We start from the raw sequence: 20,457 nt of genomic DNA, 5'->3' as shown, positions 1-20,457 counted from the left end.
AGTGTAGCCTGCTACACAGTTAGGAGTGACCTTCATGCTCACAATTAAATCACCCGCAAAAAACCGAAATTTAATGTTAGGAGTCATGCTAATTGGTGCCTTCACCATGCTGCTGACAGAAACCTTCTTCAACAACGGGATTCCCACCATCATCAGAGTTTACCACGTCACCCAATCCACCGCCCAGTGGGTCAGTACCGGGTATCAGCTGGTCGCTGGCTTGATGATTCCGCTCTCGGCCTGGGTTTTTCACAAATTTAATACGAAGTACACCGTGATCACCCTGGCGGCCATTTTCCTGCTGGGTTCCCTGATCGGCTTTTTTGCCAATAGTTTTATCATGCTGCTTATCGGCCGGCTGATTCAAGCCATTTCGGCCGGGTCCATGATCCCGCTGATTCAAAACGTCGTCCTATTACTGTACCCCGAAAGCAAACGTGGAACCGTCATGGGGGTCATCGGCCTGGTCGTTGGCTTCGGCCCGGCACTTGGGCCGACGGTCGGCGGCTGGATCATTGATAATCTGGGTCTGAAGTGGTTGTTCGGCGTCCTGATCCCGCTGGCGTTGATTCTCATCATCGCGGCGGTCTTCTGGGTTCACCCAGTCGTTGCCTCCAAGGACGTCAAGGTCGACTGGCTATCAATCGCGGAATCTTCGCTTGGTTTCGGCGCCCTGCTGTATGGTTTCTCAGCCATCGGCAACACCGGCGGCCTCGACACCGCCAGCATCGTTTCCCTCATCGTTGGTATTGTGATCCTCATCGCCTTTGGTCACCGGCAGCTTAAGATTGCCAACCCGCTGATCAATCTGACCGTCTTCAAAAATAAAACCTTCTCGCTGACCACAGCTCTGAGTGCCCTCAGTAACGTTGCACTGTTAGGGGTCGAACTGGTTTTGCCGCTGTACCTCCAACGGGTGCACGGACTCTCGGCACTCCAATCTGGCTTGCTGCTGTTACCAGGTGCGCTGCTGGAAGGTCTGATGAGCCCCATCTCTGGCCGGCTGTACGATAAGTACGGTATCAAAACGATTTCTCTTATCGGCTTCGCTATTGTGGCCATTGGAACTTTACCGATGCTGTTCTTCACGCCGCAAACCAGCCTGGTTATTGTCGCCGCGTCCTATGCCTTCAGAATTATCGGTATCGCAACCGTCATGATGCCGACGTTTACAGAAGGGATCAACGCCCTGTCGCCGAAACTCAGCGTCCACGGTAACGCAGCCTCCTCCACGGTGCGGCAGATTGCCGGCTCATTAGGTACCGCCATCTTGATGATGCTGGTCTCATTTGGGACGCAGATCGGCAGTTCGGAACACCTGTCAAACGTTAATCAGCTCAACCACGGCTACTGGTTCTCCTTCTTGGTTGCCTTCCTTATGGCAATTCTTGGATTTATCTTGTCACTGCGGCTGAAAAACAAAAAGCAACGCGCGACCAACTAAAAAAAAGTCGCAATCAACTAAAAAACAGGCCGCTGGTGATTGCCACCGGGGGCCTGTTTTTAGTCAGTACTGATGCTTTTTCACCTAAAACGACACTTACGGTTCCACCATCACGATCACTTTTCCAAGACCGCCGCTTTCACTCAAATAGGCGTGGGCTTGGGCAACCTCGTTAAAATTAAACACCTTGGCGGGTGCTACCTGAACGTCGTACTGGTCGATGAAATCAAATAGTTCCTGCATCAACGTGCTGGAAACCTCACCGGAATTAAAGCCGGTCAGATAACCATTATTGGGGATATCGCCAACTGGGTCGAAATCCGGTACCGTCCACTCGTTGCCGAGCACGCCGGTAGCACTCACGATGCCAAAGGCGTTGAGATGCTGCAAAGAATCCCGCACACTTAACGGGCCAATCAAATCAATAATCTTATCGAAATTTCCAACGCCGGCTGGCAATTTTTCACTGTCGGGGGCAATGATCACATCGTCAAAGCCCGCCGTCAGCAACTGGTTCAGTTTGTCTTCAGACCGGGTCGTCCCAGTCACTTGAATGTGCGGATTAAATGCCCGGATCAGCCTCAAATCAGCGATACCAACACCGCTAGTCGCCGCCCGAATCAAAACTGAATCCGTCTCCTTTAACTGCAAACTTTTAAAAATACCATAGGCCGTGTAATACGTTTCCGGCACTGCCACCAGGTCACGCAACGACAATGTCGTTTTGACCGGAAATATTTGGGTATTGGGCACCAAAACATATTCGGCATAACTGCCGTCAAAAGCGCGCCCCATCTCACCCATGATAGAGACCACGCGCTGGCCCAATTCAAAGGTGTCGGGGGCACTTGTTTCGTCAATTTCACCAACCACCTCGATCCCCAAAACACGAGGAAACTTGACGCTGGGCGACTCGCCTTTGCGCGTATAAATTTCTGAGTGGTTGATGCCGAATCCCAACACTTTTAACCGGGTCCAGCCAGGCTTGACCGCGGGCGTTGGAATCTCTTTCAACCGCAATACTTCAGGGCCGCCAGGATGCTCAACAACGTATGCTTGCATGATTTTCCTCCAATCAATCCTTAAACAAATGAAACGGGGTCTTCGTTAAGCCGAGATCAACCGCCCGGTACAGGTACTTAGCGGCGATGGTGCGATACGGCCGCCATTTCTCGGCCTTTTTCCGCACGGCGGCGGCACTAAAATCTGTTGTTTTATACAACCAGCCGTACCCCTGTAAAAACGCTTTGTCCTCGACCGGCAGCACATCAGGCCGATCCAGCACCGAAAACAGGTACATCTTGGCCGACCAGTTACCGATACCTCGAATCGTTGTCAGGTCCTTAAGCACCGCCTCATCGCTCATGGCCGGGTAGCTGGCAAAGTCCACTTGACCAGTTTCAACCGCGGTCGTTAAACTGCGAATATACCCCACTTTTGACTTTGACAAGCCAACACCATGAATGGCATCATCGGACAGGTTCTTGATGGCCAGCATCGTGATATGCCCGCCACAGAGCTCCTGCAGGCGTTTTAGGATCACTGCCGCCACCTTGTTTGACAGCATCTGCCCAACAATGTTCGCAACTAGGTAACCGTATGAATTGTCAGAAATATGATAATCGATCGGCCCAATCGTCGCAATCAGCTTGGCCAGTCGTTTGTCAACTTTAACGAGGTGCTGAATTGCCGGGGACTGATCATCTAAATGGTGCATCGTGGTCATTGTGAACCCGCCTTTCTTTTCAGTCATGTCAGTCTCGTGACACGTTTGATGTCCCTATCATAAACTCGATAGGTCTCATCCGCCTCGTTGAACACTTCGACTGCGGTATCATCAACGGCTATCACTAAACCGCGAAACGTTGCTGCATCCAAGGATGTATCCGCGTCCTCCTGCAGCCACAGTTGAACCGGCTGTTGTGTTTCAAAAACAGTTTGAAGCTGATCAAGCAGTGATTGCGGCATTAGCGACACCTCCTTGGTGGTTAGGTTTATTTTAGAACATATGTTCGCGTTAGGCAATATAAAAATCTTCAGTCTTGGGTGCGGCTGAAGATTTTTGGTCCTACTATTAGATTGATACTGTTTTACTTTCGTGTTGTACCGGTGATTTATAGCGTTGAGAACTTGCAAATTTCAAGTAGGATTTTTGACTGATGCGCTGCCACCATATATAAAGGCGGTATTACACCCATTGACTGGGCGCTTCAAAGTTCAAACGCTGTTTTTTCACTAGCTAGACTTGCAGCTCTTTTCTTGGCTAGCGTGCCGAAACACGTTCCAGAAAACAGAAAACTGCACATAGCGAAAAGGAGTTATAGTAGGCAGACAGTTTTTTTCACCTGGTTTCTTACTTCACCGTTTCCCCAGTAATCGCCTCAATGTACCCCTTGGCGATCTTATCAATATGCTTATTGATCTGCTGATAATCCCGCTTGTTGGTAATAAACCCGGTCTCAACTAGACTGAAATCGATTCCGCGCCGACGCAGGACGTTGCAATTTTTCAAATCAGTCCGGTAACTGTAACCGTTATAGGCTTTATTCAAACCGACGTACTTCTTGATGACAGCTGCCATTTTCTTTTCCCGGGTATTCGGTTTGCGGTGACAGATGATCACGTGGCCGCCGTTAGCGTACCGGCTGGTGCTGGCATCAAAGTGGAACATGATGACCGAAGTGGTCTTTTTGACCTTGTGTGACCCGCCGCCCTTGCGCGTATCCGTAACCATGTTGTGCTTCGGGTTGTAGAAAACAATTTTCGACTTCTTGACCTTTTTTGCATATTTCTCTAAGTGCGGCAACAGTTTTTTTCGCAACAGATTGGCTTCTGTATTACCGTTGCCGCGTGCGCCAGGGTCGCCGGCACCGTGACCCATGACTAACAAATATTCTTTCTTGGTTGACGCGCTAGCTGTCTGTACTGGTTGTGCAACAAACAGAGCGAGCAACGACAACATCGCAACAGCACCCAATAAAACCTTCGACAATTTTTTCACAGTGATTCCCCCTACTAAGTTGTAAAGCCAAACGGCAATCAACTACTGACCCGCAGTACCCCCATTTAGTACTTCAGTCTGGGTCGGTTGTCATCTATCTTTCAATAACGTTTTAATTATATAACAAGTTAACAGCGAATAGCAGAAAAATTGATATCATTTTCAAAATATTTGGCACTGTTTGGCCAATAACAATTGCAGTAGCGGTACGATACACGAATCGCGAACGAGTAAAGCCGTTACAACGGTTACATGATAAAAAAGCGTGACCAGACTTGGCAGTATCATATCGAGAAGTGTATGCGATTGATTAGAGCTTTAACGGCCATACCCTATTCACGAAAAAAAAGCGTTACATCATGAAATTAATGACCCTGAACTTTGAAGAAAACCAAGTCAGTACCGGCCAGTGGCTCAACACCGACACCCAGCTTAAAATGGGTGACCGCGTCGAATTCGGCAGTCGCAGCGTCAGTCTTGGTGCCGTTGAGGACGACAAGATCCTCGGCCGTTTGGTGGCCAGTATCTTCTTTAACAGCATGAACATCGCCCTGTTTGCAATCAAGCCGGAAAACCGTTCTCAGGGAATCGGCTCATTTCTGATCAGTGAAGCAGAAAAGATCGCCAAAAAAGGGCAGTGCAGGTTCATCACGCTTGAAACGATGAGTTTTAACGCGCCCGACTTCTACAAAAAACACGACTAACACGTCATGCACGAGTTTAAAGGCTCACCGGTCGAAGGCGCCTCCCGCTTTTATTTCTTCAAAGAATTACACTAGCACACGGCCTCAAAATGAAGGTCAATTATTTTCACGCCTATGACCCGCCCAATTGCGGTAAACTTAACAATAAGTAATAGTGACCCGTGATTGGAGGGAAAAATGATGGCTGACCTAATCCACTATGTCAAGACCCATGCACAAACATTCAGTGCGCTGCCCCTCACCGACGTGGACGGTGTCATTTTAGCGCAACTCGCCTACGTCGATTTTCACGCGTTAAACCGGCATCATATTCACCGTCTGGCCGACCTGACCGATCCGCTGCTCATTAAGGATGTGGTCAGACTCACGTGGAACGCTGCCGCCAACTTCAACCTGCTGCTGACCCTCCAGCATAGTCCGCGTTTCCGCAACATCCGCTGGCATGACTGGATCAAAAGTGCCGATCTAGAGACAGAAAAGCAATTTTGTGCGGTCACCTTTGATCTTGGACCCAGCACCCACTACATTGCGTACCGCGGCACCACAGCCACACTCACTGACTGGAAAGAAGATTTCAATATGACCTTCATGCGTGATATTCCGTCACAGCGGTCGGCGTTGCGGTACTACCAAAAACAGGCAAGCCGGCATCCGGGCACCTATTTCTTGGGCGGTCATTCCAAGGGCGGCAACCTCGCTGTCTTCACATGTCTGCACAGTCGCGGGTTTCTGCAAAACCAGATTCAACGGGTGTTCTCGGTGGATGGTCCGGGCACAAAAAAGCCCTTGCCGGCTGCCGTTCAAGCAAAGGTAACTAAATTTATTCCGCAGGCTTCGATCATCGGCCTGCTGCTGGAACCAGAAACGGGCTACCAAGTAGTCAAAAGCAATGCGTTTGGTTTTAGACAGCACGATCCGTTCACCTGGGAAGTTAATAACGCCAGCTTCGCCCTGCTGACAACGACCAGCCGATTTTCTCAACTCACCCAACAATCCGTTTCCACCTGGCTGTCACAACTGGATAATGCCACCAAAAAGGAATTTCTCGATTCGCTGTTTAGCGTACTGCGGGCGACCCACTACCAAGATTTTCGTGATATGAGTGCTAACTGGGAAATTTCGGTAAGACTGATCTTAAAGGCACTCAGTGACACGTCTCCGCAGGTCAAACACCAGTGGCGTACGGTTACGGGCCAACTGATCGGCACATTTTTCAGCGGGGCCACCGAAACAATGAAACCGCAGCTTAAACTGCCGGAGGTGCACTTACCAGCACTGCCAAGGAAAAAGCCGCTCACCAAAACAAAATAAATGGTTCTCACTCCGCAGACTAACTGCGAGTTGAGAACCATTTTTTATTTGTATATGTGATTCATCGCACCATAGTTTGCAGTGCTGGTACGGTGACCTTTTTTATGCAGCACATAGTTGAAACTACTATCAAATTTACTGCAGGAGTTGACCTTGACCAGTTCAAAAATTCTATCCTTCACGGCTAAGTTGATCCCGTCTTGGTACCGGTCAGTCGTTGGTTGCAAACAGGACGTTTTTTGAACGATTGTCAGCCGTTGTGCCGCCAATCCTTGTCCATCAGCACCCGTGCCACAAACAACCCAAGCGGCAGGAACATGATGATAAGAATGGCTTTCGTCAACCACAGGGCACCGACGCCGATGTTGTTGAGACCGATGTTGTAGACGGCACGGTAAATGTACAGCCCGGGCACCATGATCACGATCGAAGGCACCGTCAGCGAGATCCTAGGATAGCCGTTATAGCGGTTGATCAATGACGCCAGCAAACCAGCCAATAAAGCGCCGCAGAAGGCTGCGGCGGCCGGCGGCAAATTCGTCAACTGCGCCAATTCGAGCCGCAGGGTGTTGGCAAACGCCCCGATGATGCCGGCCGTGACGGCCATTTTTTGCGGGCTGTTGAACATCATTGAGAAACCGTAGACCCCGCAAAAGCTGGCCGGTAAGCGCAGCAGCAGCATTGGCACGACACCGAGTCCCAACGGCAAAAAGTTCTCTGGCCGAAAGTGGACCAGCATCGCGACCAGCCATCCGACCAGTGTCGCGACGATTGTGATCAACAGAGCCGAGGTCAAGCGCTCTAATCCAGAGCGCATGTCGGATTTAAAAATATCCAGCATACTCGTAATAAATGGAAAACCGGGAATCACAAACAGCATCGCGCCAATGTACCCCGCCTCGTGGGCTTCCGGAATGTGGAAGAAGATCCGCAGACCCAAAAAGACAAAGAAGTAAACCAGGCACGCAACCATCACACTGACCGAAATGCTGGCCAGCAACGTTAACCGGTGCCGAATCATGACCTGACGCAACCAGTTCCCAATGCCGGCGCCAAAGAAGGCACACAGCATTTCAATCGGCCCGCCGCCCAGCAAAAATGTAAATCCGGCGCAGGCTACGGCAGCTGCACAACCCGCGATAAACGGCGGGTAGTTGCCCCGCCGCACCTGAATGGCATCAAGCTTCTGGTGGATCTGGCGGATGGTCATTTTGGCGTATTTATCGGGAAATTGTTTAACAAAATGCTCAAGAATGTTCAGTTTATCCGTGTTCACCCCCGTACTGGCCAGTGCCAGCACCTGGGTGTAACTGTGTTCGTAATTAAAGCAGGTGTAGTGGATCGAGGTCAGCCCAATGTCTGCTGAACAGATCAGGCCCAGCGTCCGCGCCACCGTATTCATGGCCTCACGGACGCGCCAGGCCCCAGTTCCGCACGACAGCATCTGAATGCCCACGCGGCCGACCAGCGATGATTTGAGCTTGACTGTCGCCTCCATAGCCGGGACTTCCTCATCATCGCTGATGCGATTCCAAGGAATTTTCATGTGGTGATTCTGGGGCATCTTTTCCTCGTTTAGTGCGTGTTCGTCACCGTTGTCACTCATTATGTAAGTCTCTCCCATGTTTGTTATTAGTTGTTAGCAAAAAAACCATCACTCAATATCTTACCACGATTTGAAATGATGAAAACCGGTCCGGGTCAGGTTACCGCTTTCACCCCAAATTTTTTTATTGTTTTTCACCAAATTCATAGAAAACGTCTTTTAAACGACTACCCACGATTGGTTTGCATTGTGATGCGGGCGATTCGGTTCATCTTGGCAGGTGTCCAGGCCGGCTCCCAAACGATATTCACCGTTGTTTCAGTAATTCCGGCAACCTGTGTGCAGACCTGCTGAACGTTGTCGGTCACTTGCGGCACACAGCCGCACCCCATGGACGGCAGCGTCATTGTAATGTAACAGTGCCCGTCAGCGACTTTGATGTTGTAGACCAGTCCCAGGTTATAGACGTCAACCATAAGCTGCGGTTCATAAACGGTTTGCAGCTGTTTTTCAATGGTCTGACGTGTCTCCTGATCAGTCATGTTGACCGCCTCCTCTCACTTAGACATCTCCTATAATAATACGACCACCAGCAAATGACAGCAAAAAACAACCGCAGCGGGATCGGCCGCAGCGGTTGTTTTCAGTAGTTCATTTAATTTCAGATAAATCAGGCGGGTTGAATCAACGCTTTAATGACTTCACGGTCGGTCATGGCTTGGTAAGCCGTGTTGATATCAGCGAGCTTGAAGGCCTTGGTAAACACTTTGCCGGGGTGAATGTCACCGTCCAGCACAGCCTTTAACAAAACTGCCTTATCGTAGGTCGTAACGGACGCAGGGCCACCGGCAATAATCGTGTTGGTGCCGAATGACCGGCTCATGTCCATCTTTGGTTCGTGCGGCAGGCCCACCCGGCCAACGACGGCGCCGGGACGGGCGATGTTGATGGCTGTCTCGTTAGACAATTCAGTCCCGACACATTCCAAAACGGCATCCACACCGGCGTTGTTTGTCAGCTGCATAATCTTAGCAACCCCTTCATCGCCCCGTTCAGCAACAACATCCGTTGCGCCGAATTCAACGGCCAGTTTCTGACGGTCTTCGTGACGGCTCATGATGATGATCCGCTTAGCACCGCGCATCTGGGCAGCAATAACACCGCACAGCCCAACGGCACCGTCACCGACAACGGCAACCGTGTCACCGGCACCAACGTTCGCAACGCGGGCAGCGTGGTAACCAGTGGCCATGACATCGGCCAGGCTCAGCAAGGATTTCAGCATGGCCTCACTGTAATCTTCGGGCTTACCGGGAATCTTGATCAGCGCCCACTCGCCGTGTTGGAAACGAATGTACTCGGCCTGAACGCCGGCACTGAAGTTATCGGTATGGTCCTGACAGTCACCGTCAAAACCGGCCCGACAAGCGGCACAGTGGCCGCAGCCATGGGTGAAAGGTGCAATCACAAAATCACCGGGTTGTACGGTCGTGATATCATCGCCAACTTCCGTGACTACCCCAATGGCTTCATGGCCGGAGTTTTGTGAGTTGGGTTCAGCATCCTGCAACCCGCGGTAGGCCCACAGGTCTGACCCGCAGACACAGGTCAAAACGACTTTGATGATAACATCGTCGGCCGCCTGAATCGTTGGCATATCCACGTCCTTTACGGCAACTTCGCCGGGTTTAACAAAAATTGTTGATTTCATATTAAGATACATCCTTTCATTATATAAACTTGAAACATCAGCTGCAGTGACGAATATAACTGCTACGTTTGTTAAATCGCTTACAGCTACCAGCACTAGTCTATCACCTTTTCTGGCAAAAAGTGTGCTTCACGTGTGCGCTAGTGAACAACTGTCTACTGTTCCAAATCAAGTATACGGCGGATACCGGCTTGTAGATAATACTCAGTGTGTATGGCTGCTATGCTTTGTATGTATAGGGAGTGAAGCAAGGCGTTTTGAGAGCGCCTCTGTGTTGAGGAAAGGCTGTCCGCTCAGCTGCCTAGAATAATCGATGAGTATCAGCCAACTGCGCTCGACCATAAAGGCACCCCAGAAAATCCCAATTGCTTTTTTTCTGGGGTGCCCTTTATTCTGGGAACAAAACGGCCTTTGTCCCTTGCTTAATGTAATGGATCACTTATTTAGTGCTGATAGCAATCGACTCATTTTCATACTGGTCATCGTTTAAAACTAGTTCACTAATAAAGTGTGCCACCGTGCGCCTAGCGATCGGCTGACCGCTGACTGTGTCATGCCGGCCGTTCACAACGACTTCTTCCACGGCCGTCCCGTTTGTCAGTGTGTTTGGCCGAATAATGGTGCTGGTCAGGCTGCTGGCTTCGATAAGGTCCGCGCCCACGCGTTCATCGCCAAAGTAACTGGTTGGATCATCGGCAGCACCATAGATAGCCTCTACTTCAGCAACGTGGTCTGCGGGTTCTTCCCGGTAAATGCCAACGGTGGCAACCCAGATCAATCGCTGGACACCGGCCTTTTCAGCAGCTGCAATAACGGCCTTGGCCATCTTTGCCATTGGTTGCGGGCCCAAGTTTGAATAAACAATGTCCTGACCCTTCATCGCTGCGGCTAATTGATCCGTGTCAAAAACGTCGCCAGTGATCACCGTGCCAACCGGTTGGGATAACTTTTCTGGGTGGCGCAAAAACAGGGTCAAGTCAGCCTTGCCCGCTAATTCAGCCTCGGCAAACTGAGCAATTTGTCCGCCCGCGCCTAAAATCAATACTTTTTTCATCAAGGTCGTCTCCTTTGTTGTGTTGTCCGTTCATAATCATGATTTAGACTACTGTTCAAAAAGGCGAAATGCAATTAAATTGTCTTGGAAGCGATTTGAATAAAAGACGCACTGGACAAATATATATTCATGTAACAATCTCGTAAATGTATTATGAATAAAAATACAATCAGAGCAATCGTAGTGAGACCCTTTGCACTGCGGTTTCATGAGTCAAACTGGTAAAGCTTCGATATTTTTGTAAAGAATCATTCCTCACTTATTCAATATTTTGGGTCAGTAAATCAGTCAGTTTTTTGGGCGTGCCTGTTGAGTCAACATGTGCGCCAAAGCGTGCGAGGCAATTCTGAAATTTCGTCGGAAAGATTGCGCATCGGAAAGATTGTATTATCGCTTTAAATGACACTTTTTCACAATTTGGTTTTACTTAGAGCAAACGATATCCAGCACAAAATATATAGTACATGTTATAGTGCATGTACAACAACATGTGCTATAACATGTATGTCAAAACAACCACAAAATGGAAACCAATTAGGCTCAATTGATGATCCCACCACGCATCACCCTAGTACCTACAGTGTTGGGAAAATTACAGGCCACGTTGAGCCTGTGTCCTTACCAAGGGCTGAGCATCATTAACCACCCCACATAAAAAAGCGTCACCCAGTTTGTCCTAGGTGACGCAATTGCATGTAAAGCGGCTACTCATTAAACAAGAATTTATCCACCCGATTAGCCACACGCGGATTCTCCCGCAAGCGTCGATGTTGTACATTTTCACCCACAAATTCTTTGGCTTGGTAATGGCCAACGTGTCCCTTAATCAAAGGCTTCAGCGATTTTGTGCTGGCGTTTAAGATTTTCCCATCAGAATCCGTACCGTTGCGCAAATTACCGTAGATGTTCAATACAGAGGCTTGATGCATGTTAAACTGGCCGCGGTGACGGTACGCAAACTTGTACCAAGGTGCCCGCCAGTGCGGCAAACCGTCTGCCATAATGTAGTTTGGGTGCTGATTCTTATGGCACCCCGGGATGCCGTCAAAGTTACCGGCAATGGCCACGTACTTTTGTAGTTTCGGCAGTCCGCGTTTATCGCTGTTGGCCAACTCGTAGTTCATGACAGCCGCGTTTCCCAAGGAATGGGCAACCACGTTAAACCGTCTAATCCCGTACCGGTGATGCAGCGCAACCAGCACGTTGTGCAACCAGACGCGTAACAAGCGATAATTGCGGGTGTGATTGTTGTCAAACAACACTTTCACTAACGGATGCTGCGTGCCAGCCGGCCACTTCCCGCTTAACTGCACTTGTCCCTGTGGTGAAACGGTCGCTGTTACGACAAAGTGGGCATTATCCTGCCAGGCCGCACTGGCCATTAGAAAGTTCATCGCCCCCGGATCCGCGTGATGCCCGTGAATATAGAGTGTGGCTACGGCCGTCCGCCGCGATTTCACACTCGCTTGCTTGCCATCCGTAAACTGGCTGAAGCCAAGCATTGTAATCAAAATGGTCAACCCAATGACCCAAAGTCGTTTCCTCATGCCGCATTCCCCCGCACCTTCACGCAACTTCAGTTGACCGCGTGAATTGTTTCAATTAATTTATTTTACGCCAATTCTAGGGTGAAGAGCAGGAAAAAATAATTAAGTTTTCATTCTGTGAAGCAAGCTTGAAAGAACTCGAGAATCAGCGACATAAATAGCAATTAAGCGCCATCATATCAGTCTTTTTGAGTGATTCATTTTGCAAATGGATAACTCAGCATAATTTTTGTTATGTCAAGTAGAACCGAAAAACGTTAATTATTAGCTCTGTTCTTAAGGTTCAGTTTAGGTTGCTATGCGCTAAATCCTCAATATTGCACATGCGCGTCATCAACGCCTTGTTGGCGGTATACTAGACAACAATAACAGCTACCCAAAGGAGCATTGCTCATGACTGAAATCAACTTCACTGACTCTTTGTACTTTGCCAGTGTTCGCTTTACCAAAATACTAACTAAACGCTGCACCCAACAGTTTAAACGCGCCGCCCTGTCACCAGCCTGTGCATTTATTTTAATGTCGCTAAACGGCGATGACACCACAACACCCACACAATTGGCGGACATCCTTTCTGTTGACCAATCAACCATCACCCGATCTTTAAATCAACTTGAACAACGTACCTTAATTAAAAGGGAAAACGCCGGTCGTCACGTTGTTGTCAGCCTGACGATCGATGGCCGGCAGCTTCAACCCACGCTGGCACGTCTATGGACAGATTTAAACCGGTCCTATCAGACAATGTTCACCGTCAATGATGAAAGCCAGCTCTGTGCACTTTTAAAGTCATCACTTACACGTGCACTAAAAGAATAAAAATGCCCAAAAAGCGCTGAGAAATGATGCCTTCCTCAGCGCTTTTAGATCATTTTTATTTGTTGAGCGTGTGATACCTTTCCTGAAAAGATGTGCTCGGTCTTCCACCGCAAGCTGTTGTCACTTCAATGTGACCATCATATGGGGATGATCAATAAATGAATAATGCTTATCAAGCACAATTAGCGCTTCAGGTGGCTTTTGACTGTTTGTTGATGTTTAGACATGTAGCTAAAAAACACGTCGACAAGTCATCAACCAACGCGCCAACGATTTTGCACGATCGAAATCCGTGAATAAGACCCAAAAGAGTATTTACATTAAAATTCCATTATATTAAAATGAAATACATTCTAATTTCAGGAGGTTAGATCATGACACAATGCATAGCTTCAGATAACACACCCATTTACTTCACCGATACCGGTGCCGGTCCGGTTTTAATGCTGGCGCATGGCTACGGCTGCACGAGTCGTTACTTTCGCAAAAACATTCCCGAACTCAGCAAGCATTTTCGCGTGATTGCAGTTGATTTACGGGGGCAAGGCCATTCAAACAAAGTCACGAAAGGACCGCGCGTTTCACGCTTAGCAACCGACATTCACGGCTTATTGACGGAACTGAATCTGACAAATGTCACCTATCTCGGCTGGTCGATGGGCGCTTCCGTTGGTTGGAACTACTGGGATCTATTTGGCGCCGACCGGCTCGCAAAGTTCATCTTCGTGGACGAACCGGCTTTAGCAGCTGCCGACCCGGATAACCCAACCGGCGCGATGTCGATGGATGACTTAACCGCTTTTCAAAACAACATGCGTGATCACACCGACGCCACGATTGAAACTTTTATCCGCTCACTCCTACATAAAAAAGAACTGAATATCGATGACTTGGTGGCGGATTCACAGTTGGGTAACGGTGACTTCTTGTCGCAACTGATCTTCAATCACCACGTGCTGGATTGGAGCGATGTGCTGCCGACCATCACATTACCGACCCTCGTTTTCTCCGGTGAAAACAGCCTCGTTAATTGGAAGAGCACCAAACATGTGAGCGACATGATCCCGAATAGTCGATTTGAACGCTTTAGCGATGCTGGCCACATGCTGTTTTTCGAGTACCCGGAAAAGTTTAATCAACTCGTTACTGAATTTGTCGAAAATAAGCAGTTTCAATTACAATAATCAAGAAATGAGGGTTCATAGTGGCTTATTACACAACAACTGATGGCGTCCAACTCTATTTTGAAGAATTTGGTGACGGCCAACCGCTTTTACTGGTCCACGGCTTTGGCACCACCCACGATTACTATGAGAGAAACATTCCGGTATTAGCGGAATCATTCCACGTTGTGACGCTTGATTTACGGGGACACGGGAAGTCGTCATCCGCCAAAACCGGTGCGCATATTTCTCGATTGGCGACGGACATCCACGAACTTTTGAATCATCTTGAATTAAATCACGTCACCTTCCTTGGCTGGTCCATGGGTGCTTCGATTGGCTGGTCATATTGGGAATTGTTCCAAGCCGACCGGTTAGCCAAGTTCATCTTCGTGGATGAACCAGAACTGGCCTTAGATACACTGAAAAATCATTGGGGCTTTCTGGACTATAACGGTCTGTTAGAACTATCTGAAAAACTCCGAGCAAACTTACCGCTTGGCATGAAGAACATGATTGAAAATACACAGGCGGATCCCGGAATGGACACGAGCGACCTCGTTAAGGCTTCCTCAACCGGCAACCCTGATTTTCAAGCTGACCTGTTGATCAACCACGGCGTCACCGACTGGCATACTGTAGTGAAATCAATTACCCTGCCAACGCTTGTCATTTCTGGCGATGGTCATTTCTTCAATGCCGATTTGATCAAAGCAGTGCACCAGGACATTCCAAATTCGCAATTTGAATACTTTGAACATTTTGGCCATTTCCTGTTCTTTGAGGATCCGGAACATTTCAATCAAGTGGTCCATGATTTCACTAAAAATTGATTGCTTAACGATTAAAGAAACGCGCATCAAATCTCAACGAGGTTTGATGCGCGTTTCTTTATCATTAATTATACCAACTGGTCTACATATTGCGGTGCAAAAAAATAACCCTGACACCCTCTAATTTTCCATGCCACGTTGCCCATGATGAAGGATCCTATAACGCCAGCCACCAAGCAAACGCACAATTATACCTAAAACCAGCCCCACACAAACGGCTGCGATGACCGTCCCGATTCCCACGCTGCCTAACTGGTGAATCGAAATCAGACATATCGTTAATGAAATAATGACCATTAACACGTCAAATGATATTTTAACTCGGGAAAATGCAAAATGGGTCATCTCTGCAATTACCAGCATGATCCCCTCACTGGCAAGTGGCATGATATCTGCCGGAACGTAGAAAAATATGCCCATGGCAATCAGAATCACACTGACAACCATCATGCTCAGGCGAATCGCAATGAAGTGCGGCGTTGGCAAAAAGCTCACCATGAAGTTGCAGAACGTCGTAAAATACCCGAAAATAACGCCAACGATAATCTGCAAAACGTTGCGAAGTTGAAACCTACTGCGCAGCAACAGGATTTGAATCAACACTAGCCCAGTGTGAAAAATAATCGTGGCCTTGCCCATCTCAATGCCCCAGACCACGGTCATTGTGTACGGAATGGCACTCACGGGTGAAACACCCAGATCAGATTTAACTGACAGGGAGATACCAATCGTCATAATAAATAAGCCAGCAAAATAAAACAATATACGTACTGGCGCGTTGCCTGTTTTCATATAAAAATGCTCCTTTGAACTGCTTAGTTAACTAACCATTTAATCATTAAAATCTTGACGATTAACCCAAGATTTTATAAAACTGACCAATAATACCGAATCAATACCGAATCAATACCGAATCAATACCGAATCAAATCAGCCTCACAAATAACCCATAATCACGCTTTTTGGTTTGCCAACGTCAGCCGAATCAGGGTTGTCACCTGCTTGGCCGTTTTTAGCAACAACTTGGGTTGCTGTTTTGTTGCGGCAATCGTCACCGTTCCTTCAGTCGTGGCTTGGATGAATTGACCAAGGTCGCGGGCAACATCATCTTTGATGCCAATCTCGATCAGTTTCGACGTGTATAGAATTTCAAGGCGCGAATAGACCTGGGCACATGCTGATTGCAATTCGGGTTCATCAATCGTCTCTAAGGCAATTAAACTGATGGACACATGATTTAAATGCCCGGACGAAGCAATGTCATCTGCCATTTCCTGAAATAAATGAGTGAACGCTTTAGTCGGATCCGCATCACTGGCCAACGTCCGTTTAACACGGTTCTCACTTTGGGCACCAGCGTAAGCAATCGCCGCCTTTGTCAACTCATCCTTACCATGTGGAAAATAGTAGTATAGCGACCCCTTTGGCGTTTGACTCACACGCAGGATTTCTGCTAAACCGGTGGCGCGAACCCCCTGTTTTTGAAACAATGACGCAGCTGTTGCGATGAGTTTTTCTCGAACTGATTCAGTCATTTCACGACTCCCTTCACGATTATAACAACTGGTCTACATAATAAATCAAAAATAAAAACGAGTCAATACTCGCTTTTAAATACATTTTATTTTGCTTTATCAGTTAATAAATTCCTGTCGAATCAGTTACCTGCTTGATGCACGCTTTTAACAGGCGGCAATTCAGCCAGCGCATCGTCAACTGACAAATGACCATCGCCCATCGCAATCACCCGATTAATGGTGCGCGGATAATCCAATAGTTTTGCAGCAACCAATGCCACGTTCGAAATGGCATTGTAAGTGCGGTGGTGAACATCAAAGGTAACCTTACCGCTTCCGGATTCATCCATCAAAACGCCTGGGCGTAAAATCGTGTACGGCAACCCTGAGTTGTGAATCAGCCACTCATCAGAAACGTACTTTATAATGTTGTAATCCAAATAATCACCATGAGGCCCCCGATACCAATCATCATGAAAAATCGACCCAATGGCCGCAGAACTAATCTGAATGAACCGACTGACGCCAGCTTCTTTAGCCGCCTGCATGATTTTCATGGATCCGTACAGATCGACTTGAACTAAATCACCGCCGGCAGAGCCAGCCGCAAAATAAACCACATCGTAACCGCGTAATTTTTCTCGATTAATTGCCACAGAATCATGCAAATCCAAATGAACCAAAACGTCACTGTCAGCTGTTGACCGATTAAACGACCCGGCAACTGTATGACCGACTTGTTTGAGATTTGATACGATTTGAGAACCAACTCTACCTGTACCACCAATTACAAATATTTTCATAATCCCAATCCTTTCTAGCTTCGATTAATAATGATTGTTCCTGCCAACATAACGACCAACCCAAGAAACTGAAGACGCGTCATACTATTTTTGTCGGCGTGCAGCCAGCCAAACTGATCGATCAGGGCGCTGAATAATAATTGGCCAAACAGCGCAATAATGATGACCCGACCAGTGCCCAAAATCGGGACCAGCCACGCACTCAAAAAAACATAACTACTGCCCAGCAAACCGCCGATTCCGATCCACCACTCATGACGAAGCACATGAACACCCCGACGCACGCCCTGTTTTAACGGCTGGTGAATACTCAGCGAAAGCAGCAACAGCAGCACAAATGAGATCACAAAAGAAATCATGGTGCCATGAACCGGTGACTGCAAAACCCTACCTAAATAGCCGTTGATGGCGGATTGAATGGCTAGTAAAATTCCCGCCATAAGGCCCAAAAATTGCCACTTGACTTGAGATAGCGATGTTCGCTGTTTCTCTTCAAACTTGTCATGCACGCGAAGCATTTTGGTCGCCAGCAGCATGCCAATAAACAACGCAATGACCCCACCAAATTTCAGCCAGGTAAAGTGAGCAACCGGGGCATGGAACAGTCCAAACTGGTCAATGACAAGACTCATAAACAGTTGGCCCGCAATTGGCAGGACTGACGTTTGGATACTACCGAGAATCGGAAACAAAATAACGTTGGACGTTAGCGCAAACGCTGCGGTAACACCGCCTAGCCACATCCACCAAGGATGTGTACGAATAATGAGTAATGAAACCCCAAGTGATTGCCCTGAAATGAGTGTCAGAACCATTAAGAAAACTGCGCCAACCAAAAAAGAAATGGTCGACGCAACATATGGCGATTGCGTATAGGATTTTAACCTAGAATTAATAGCCGATTGTGAGGCAATCTCTGCACCCATGAAAACCGGAATCACGCTTAAGAGAAACGCTGATTCATCTTCTTTCCTGTACCACTGCATTAGTTTAGCAGTCAAACCAGTGTTAAAGAAGTATCAAAAGGCATACACTGGTGTTAACTAATAGTTAAAAGGAGAAAACAATGCTCTCAAAAGAAACGCAAACATTTTTAATTGTGGCCGAAACAGGGAGCTTTTCAAAAGCCAGTCAGCAACTCTATTTGTCACCAGTCGCCGTGATGAAACAGATCAACCAATTCGAAACCGACATTGGCGTTCCGCTGTTTAGCCGATCAAAACGCGGCGTGACATTAACAGCCGCCGGTGACAATCTGTACCGTGAAACACTCAAACTGCAAAAGGAATCCACAGCCATCATCGACCATACCCGCCTGTTAGCAGCTCACAAGGTGACAACAATTCGCGTCGGCACGTCACTGTTGCGCTCCTGCGCACCGCTAATTGATCTGTGGTCGCAGCAGGCAGCCTTGAAGGCTGATTTCCAAATTCAAATCGTCCCCTTTACCGATGACGGCACTGGCCTTCACCAGCTCTTTCAACTGCTTGGAAAACAAATCGACTGCTTTGTCAGCCCATATGACACTGTGGAATTGACCACTCAGTTTGCAATTCAAAAATTAGGTGCCTACCAGTGTCAAATTGGCGTGCCATCTCAAAATAAGCTATCTCAAAAAACAAGTCTGAGTTGGCAAGATCTCGCAGACCAGGATCTTTTACTGTTAAAAGACGGTGCTTCCCATACCATTGACGCCATCCGCCAAGAAATTAAAAGTCGCCAGATTGCCGTTCGAATCCACGATCTCCCATCATTTTATGATCTGAGCAGTTTTAACCGCAGCGTGGCTGAAAACTACCTCATTGAGGCCATCGCACCTTGGCAGTCAATCCACCCAAATCTCAAATTTTTGAATATGCCTTGGGCCTACGAAATCCCATATGGCCTTGTATCCGCTCAAAATGCATTACCCGAGGTAAAAGCCTTCATTCAAACCAGCCGTCAGCTTCTCTCCTCTGGTCAAACCAGATGAGCTATTGGGACAAAAAGCGTATTTTCTAAAAATATAAGCGTGCCAAGCTGAAAATCTTTCGAGATTTTCAGCTTGGCACGCTTATATAGCCGAAATCGGCTGTTTAGTCTAGATAACGAGGCCGTGCTAGAGTAAAGGGTTCATTACCTACAGGGACTTTTGAACAAATCACAAATGAACGTGCTATTAACTCACTGAACGATTAAAGCGTCTGATAAAGTCGATCTGCATTAGAATGAACTTTGAGACCCGTAAAAGCAGATACTAATACGCGATTAATCAAGGTTTTCCCGTAATACGTGTCTCCGCGGTAACCGATAAGCAATCACCAAATACCGAATCGCAAACACCACACAGATCACGCCCAGAACACTGAACCAGGTGCCATCCAGCGGCTGGATCAAAGTCGCAAAGAACCCGTAGCCCTTCGGCATAAACGTAAAAATTGTGCCAAACAGCGTGTACCAGCCCAGCATGATCGTGCCAAATCGCCGGTCACCCATTTCCTGTAGTTTAAACGAAACGGCTAACGCTAAGATGGCGTTGGTGGACATCATCAAAATTAAACACATCTGGTCGCCGATACCGAGTCGAATGAGAAAGAACAGCGCAAAACCTAAGATGTAACCGCAAATACCGTACAACCAGCCCTGGTTGAGGGTCACATCGTGTTTCAAGAACTTGCGCCAAATGATATTACGCTCGTATTTTACCGAGTAGAAAAGTGAAAACAGCTCAATGCCAACAAATACCACGCAACCGGCCCATAGTACTTCAAACAGCCAGAAATGGACCACGTAGAACCACTGATGAAATAAGAGCGAAAACGTCAAATCGTGGGCAAAATACCACGCGTGCATCCAAAAATAAAACGGGGCTTCCTTGTCGTGCACCTGCATCACCATGCTGGTAATGTACTGTGCAAAACCGAACGCATACGTCATCAGCGCCATGATGATGACCGCCGTTTGGTTTTGGTACACAATATGCATTACTTGTTGAATCGTGTACATCAATATCGCCTCCTTGGCT

The 20,457-nt window shown here is 47.8% G+C and carries 22 protein-coding genes; 7 read left to right on the top strand and 15 right to left on the bottom strand.

The window, feature by feature from the left end; genetic code table 11:
* Positions 1 to 34 precede the first annotated feature (34 nt).
* Positions 35 to 1,444 carry a DHA2 family efflux MFS transporter permease subunit gene (locus FC82_RS02690; RefSeq protein ID WP_056996138.1) on the top strand — a complete coding sequence of 470 codons (1,410 nt, stop codon included), beginning with the start codon at positions 35 to 37 and terminating at the stop codon, positions 1,442 to 1,444.
* A 96-nt stretch (positions 1,445 to 1,540) separates the two neighbouring features.
* On the opposite strand, the gene FC82_RS02685 is transcribed toward FC82_RS02690, so the two are convergent.
* The 4 genes from FC82_RS02685 to FC82_RS02670 all read right to left on the bottom strand — a co-directional run bounded on the left by FC82_RS02685 (position 1,541) and on the right by FC82_RS02670 (position 4,445).
* Complete coding sequence (locus FC82_RS02685) at positions 1,541 to 2,506, bottom strand: alcohol dehydrogenase catalytic domain-containing protein (protein ID WP_054761336.1); 966 nt, start codon at positions 2,504 to 2,506, stop codon at positions 1,541 to 1,543.
* A 13-nt stretch (positions 2,507 to 2,519) separates the two neighbouring features.
* On the bottom strand, positions 2,520 to 3,197 hold the full coding sequence (locus FC82_RS02680; RefSeq protein WP_235809156.1) for a DNA-3-methyladenine glycosylase family protein: 678 nt from the start codon (positions 3,195 to 3,197) through the stop codon (positions 2,520 to 2,522).
* Positions 3,194 to 3,412: a hypothetical protein gene (locus tag FC82_RS02675; RefSeq protein WP_054761339.1), complete on the bottom strand. Its 219-nt coding sequence runs from the start codon at positions 3,410 to 3,412 to the stop codon at positions 3,194 to 3,196. The genes FC82_RS02680 and FC82_RS02675 overlap by 4 nt, the downstream gene beginning before the upstream one ends.
* 385 nt (positions 3,413 to 3,797) lie before the next feature.
* Positions 3,798 to 4,445 (bottom strand): N-acetylmuramoyl-L-alanine amidase, encoded by a 648-nt coding sequence (locus FC82_RS02670; protein ID WP_056996137.1) that lies wholly within the window; start codon positions 4,443 to 4,445, stop codon positions 3,798 to 3,800.
* Positions 4,446 to 4,804: 359 nt separating this feature from the next.
* Between FC82_RS02670 and FC82_RS02665 the strand changes: the two genes are divergently transcribed.
* Both FC82_RS02665 and FC82_RS02660 read left to right on the top strand, forming a co-directional pair.
* A complete protein-coding gene (locus FC82_RS02665; protein WP_056996136.1) occupies positions 4,805 to 5,149 on the top strand; it encodes a GNAT family N-acetyltransferase in 345 nt (114 codons plus the stop codon).
* Between the two features lie 180 nt (positions 5,150 to 5,329).
* Positions 5,330 to 6,460: an Mbeg1-like protein gene (locus tag FC82_RS02660; RefSeq protein WP_056996135.1), complete on the top strand. Its 1,131-nt coding sequence runs from the start codon at positions 5,330 to 5,332 to the stop codon at positions 6,458 to 6,460.
* A 44-nt stretch (positions 6,461 to 6,504) separates the two neighbouring features.
* On the opposite strand, the gene FC82_RS02655 is transcribed toward FC82_RS02660, so the two are convergent.
* The 6 genes from FC82_RS02655 to FC82_RS02630 all read right to left on the bottom strand — a co-directional run bounded on the left by FC82_RS02655 (position 6,505) and on the right by FC82_RS02630 (position 12,318).
* On the bottom strand, positions 6,505 to 6,729 hold the full coding sequence (locus FC82_RS02655; RefSeq protein ID WP_056996134.1) for a hypothetical protein: 225 nt from the start codon (positions 6,727 to 6,729) through the stop codon (positions 6,505 to 6,507).
* Positions 6,711 to 8,066 (bottom strand): threonine/serine exporter family protein, encoded by a 1,356-nt coding sequence (locus tag FC82_RS02650; RefSeq protein WP_056996133.1) that lies wholly within the window; start codon positions 8,064 to 8,066, stop codon positions 6,711 to 6,713. Before FC82_RS02650 ends, FC82_RS02655 begins: the two co-directional genes overlap by 19 nt.
* 167 nt (positions 8,067 to 8,233) lie before the next feature.
* Complete coding sequence (locus FC82_RS02645) at positions 8,234 to 8,548, bottom strand: metal-sulfur cluster assembly factor (protein ID WP_054761349.1); 315 nt, start codon at positions 8,546 to 8,548, stop codon at positions 8,234 to 8,236.
* Positions 8,549 to 8,676: 128 nt separating this feature from the next.
* Positions 8,677 to 9,717: a zinc-binding dehydrogenase gene (locus FC82_RS02640; RefSeq protein ID WP_054761351.1), complete on the bottom strand. Its 1,041-nt coding sequence runs from the start codon at positions 9,715 to 9,717 to the stop codon at positions 8,677 to 8,679.
* Positions 9,718 to 10,156: 439 nt separating this feature from the next.
* Positions 10,157 to 10,771: an NAD(P)H-binding protein gene (locus FC82_RS02635; RefSeq protein WP_082620150.1), complete on the bottom strand. Its 615-nt coding sequence runs from the start codon at positions 10,769 to 10,771 to the stop codon at positions 10,157 to 10,159.
* Between the two features lie 704 nt (positions 10,772 to 11,475).
* On the bottom strand, positions 11,476 to 12,318 hold the full coding sequence (locus FC82_RS02630) for an alpha/beta hydrolase (protein WP_054761355.1): 843 nt from the start codon (positions 12,316 to 12,318) through the stop codon (positions 11,476 to 11,478).
* 393 nt (positions 12,319 to 12,711) lie between these two features.
* Here FC82_RS02630 and FC82_RS02625 point away from each other — a divergent pair, with 393 nt between their 5' ends.
* The 3 genes from FC82_RS02625 (at position 12,712) to FC82_RS02615 (ending at position 15,133) form a co-directional block, all read left to right on the top strand.
* Complete coding sequence (locus FC82_RS02625) at positions 12,712 to 13,137, top strand: MarR family winged helix-turn-helix transcriptional regulator (RefSeq protein ID WP_054761357.1); 426 nt, start codon at positions 12,712 to 12,714, stop codon at positions 13,135 to 13,137.
* A gap of 374 nt (positions 13,138 to 13,511) precedes the next feature.
* Positions 13,512 to 14,321, top strand: coding sequence for an alpha/beta fold hydrolase (locus FC82_RS02620; protein WP_056996131.1), 810 nt, complete (start codon positions 13,512 to 13,514; stop codon positions 14,319 to 14,321).
* 20 nt (positions 14,322 to 14,341) lie between these two features.
* Entirely contained in the window at positions 14,342 to 15,133 is a 792-nt protein-coding gene (locus tag FC82_RS02615) for an alpha/beta fold hydrolase (protein ID WP_054761363.1), read from the top strand.
* 120 nt (positions 15,134 to 15,253) lie between these two features.
* Here the strand turns inward: FC82_RS02615 and FC82_RS02610 are convergent, their stop codons facing one another.
* The 4 genes from FC82_RS02610 to FC82_RS02595 form a co-directional block, all read right to left on the bottom strand.
* Entirely contained in the window at positions 15,254 to 15,925 is a 672-nt protein-coding gene (locus FC82_RS02610) for a YczE/YyaS/YitT family protein (RefSeq protein ID WP_054761364.1), read from the bottom strand.
* A gap of 161 nt (positions 15,926 to 16,086) precedes the next feature.
* Positions 16,087 to 16,668 (bottom strand): TetR/AcrR family transcriptional regulator, encoded by a 582-nt coding sequence (locus FC82_RS02605; RefSeq protein WP_054761369.1) that lies wholly within the window; start codon positions 16,666 to 16,668, stop codon positions 16,087 to 16,089.
* Between the two features lie 122 nt (positions 16,669 to 16,790).
* Complete coding sequence (locus tag FC82_RS02600) at positions 16,791 to 17,453, bottom strand: NAD(P)H-binding protein (protein ID WP_054761373.1); 663 nt, start codon at positions 17,451 to 17,453, stop codon at positions 16,791 to 16,793.
* A gap of 14 nt (positions 17,454 to 17,467) precedes the next feature.
* Complete coding sequence (locus FC82_RS02595; protein WP_065101507.1) at positions 17,468 to 18,439, bottom strand: DMT family transporter; 972 nt, start codon at positions 18,437 to 18,439, stop codon at positions 17,468 to 17,470.
* A gap of 80 nt (positions 18,440 to 18,519) precedes the next feature.
* Between FC82_RS02595 and FC82_RS02590 the strand changes: the two genes are divergently transcribed.
* Positions 18,520 to 19,425, top strand: coding sequence for a LysR family transcriptional regulator (locus FC82_RS02590; RefSeq protein ID WP_056996129.1), 906 nt, complete (start codon positions 18,520 to 18,522; stop codon positions 19,423 to 19,425).
* Positions 19,426 to 19,700: 275 nt separating this feature from the next.
* On the opposite strand, the gene FC82_RS02585 is transcribed toward FC82_RS02590, so the two are convergent.
* Positions 19,701 to 20,438 carry a hypothetical protein gene (locus FC82_RS02585; protein WP_054761381.1) on the bottom strand — a complete coding sequence of 246 codons (738 nt, stop codon included), beginning with the start codon at positions 20,436 to 20,438 and terminating at the stop codon, positions 19,701 to 19,703.
* Between the last annotated feature and the right edge of the window lie 19 nt (positions 20,439 to 20,457).

The sequence above is a fragment of the Secundilactobacillus collinoides DSM 20515 = JCM 1123 genome, from assembly GCF_001435975.1.
GTDB classification, from domain to species: Bacteria; Bacillota; Bacilli; order Lactobacillales; family Lactobacillaceae; genus Secundilactobacillus; species Secundilactobacillus collinoides.
Note: the sequence above shows the minus strand (reverse complement) of the source record. Positions and strands in the feature narration are given on the sequence as shown.

Bases quoted from the DNA above. Each gene is read 5' to 3' on its own strand.
- FC82_RS02690 (WP_056996138.1), top strand. From the start codon at position 35: ATGCTCACAATTAAATCACCCGCAAAAAACCGAAATTTAATGTTAGGA.
- FC82_RS02685 (WP_054761336.1), bottom strand. From the start codon at position 2,506: ATGCAAGCATACGTTGTTGAGCATCCTGGCGGCCCTGAAGTATTGCGG.
- FC82_RS02680 (WP_235809156.1), bottom strand. From the start codon at position 3,197: ATGACTGAAAAGAAAGGCGGGTTCACAATGACCACGATGCACCATTTA.
- FC82_RS02675 (WP_054761339.1), bottom strand. From the start codon at position 3,412: ATGCCGCAATCACTGCTTGATCAGCTTCAAACTGTTTTTGAAACACAA.
- FC82_RS02665 (WP_056996136.1), top strand. From the start codon at position 4,805: ATGAAATTAATGACCCTGAACTTTGAAGAAAACCAAGTCAGTACCGGC.
- FC82_RS02660 (WP_056996135.1), top strand. From the start codon at position 5,330: ATGGCTGACCTAATCCACTATGTCAAGACCCATGCACAAACATTCAGT.
- FC82_RS02650 (WP_056996133.1), bottom strand. From the start codon at position 8,066: ATGAGTGACAACGGTGACGAACACGCACTAAACGAGGAAAAGATGCCC.
- FC82_RS02645 (WP_054761349.1), bottom strand. From the start codon at position 8,548: ATGACTGATCAGGAGACACGTCAGACCATTGAAAAACAGCTGCAAACC.
- FC82_RS02640 (WP_054761351.1), bottom strand. From the start codon at position 9,717: ATGAAATCAACAATTTTTGTTAAACCCGGCGAAGTTGCCGTAAAGGAC.
- FC82_RS02635 (WP_082620150.1), bottom strand. From the start codon at position 10,771: ATGAAAAAAGTATTGATTTTAGGCGCGGGCGGACAAATTGCTCAGTTT.
- FC82_RS02630 (WP_054761355.1), bottom strand. From the start codon at position 12,318: ATGAGGAAACGACTTTGGGTCATTGGGTTGACCATTTTGATTACAATG.
- FC82_RS02625 (WP_054761357.1), top strand. From the start codon at position 12,712: ATGACTGAAATCAACTTCACTGACTCTTTGTACTTTGCCAGTGTTCGC.
- FC82_RS02620 (WP_056996131.1), top strand. From the start codon at position 13,512: ATGACACAATGCATAGCTTCAGATAACACACCCATTTACTTCACCGAT.
- FC82_RS02610 (WP_054761364.1), bottom strand. From the start codon at position 15,925: ATGAAAACAGGCAACGCGCCAGTACGTATATTGTTTTATTTTGCTGGC.
- FC82_RS02605 (WP_054761369.1), bottom strand. From the start codon at position 16,668: ATGACTGAATCAGTTCGAGAAAAACTCATCGCAACAGCTGCGTCATTG.
- FC82_RS02600 (WP_054761373.1), bottom strand. From the start codon at position 17,453: ATGAAAATATTTGTAATTGGTGGTACAGGTAGAGTTGGTTCTCAAATC.
- FC82_RS02595 (WP_065101507.1), bottom strand. From the start codon at position 18,439: ATGCAGTGGTACAGGAAAGAAGATGAATCAGCGTTTCTCTTAAGCGTG.
- FC82_RS02590 (WP_056996129.1), top strand. From the start codon at position 18,520: ATGCTCTCAAAAGAAACGCAAACATTTTTAATTGTGGCCGAAACAGGG.
- FC82_RS02585 (WP_054761381.1), bottom strand. From the start codon at position 20,438: ATGTACACGATTCAACAAGTAATGCATATTGTGTACCAAAACCAAACG.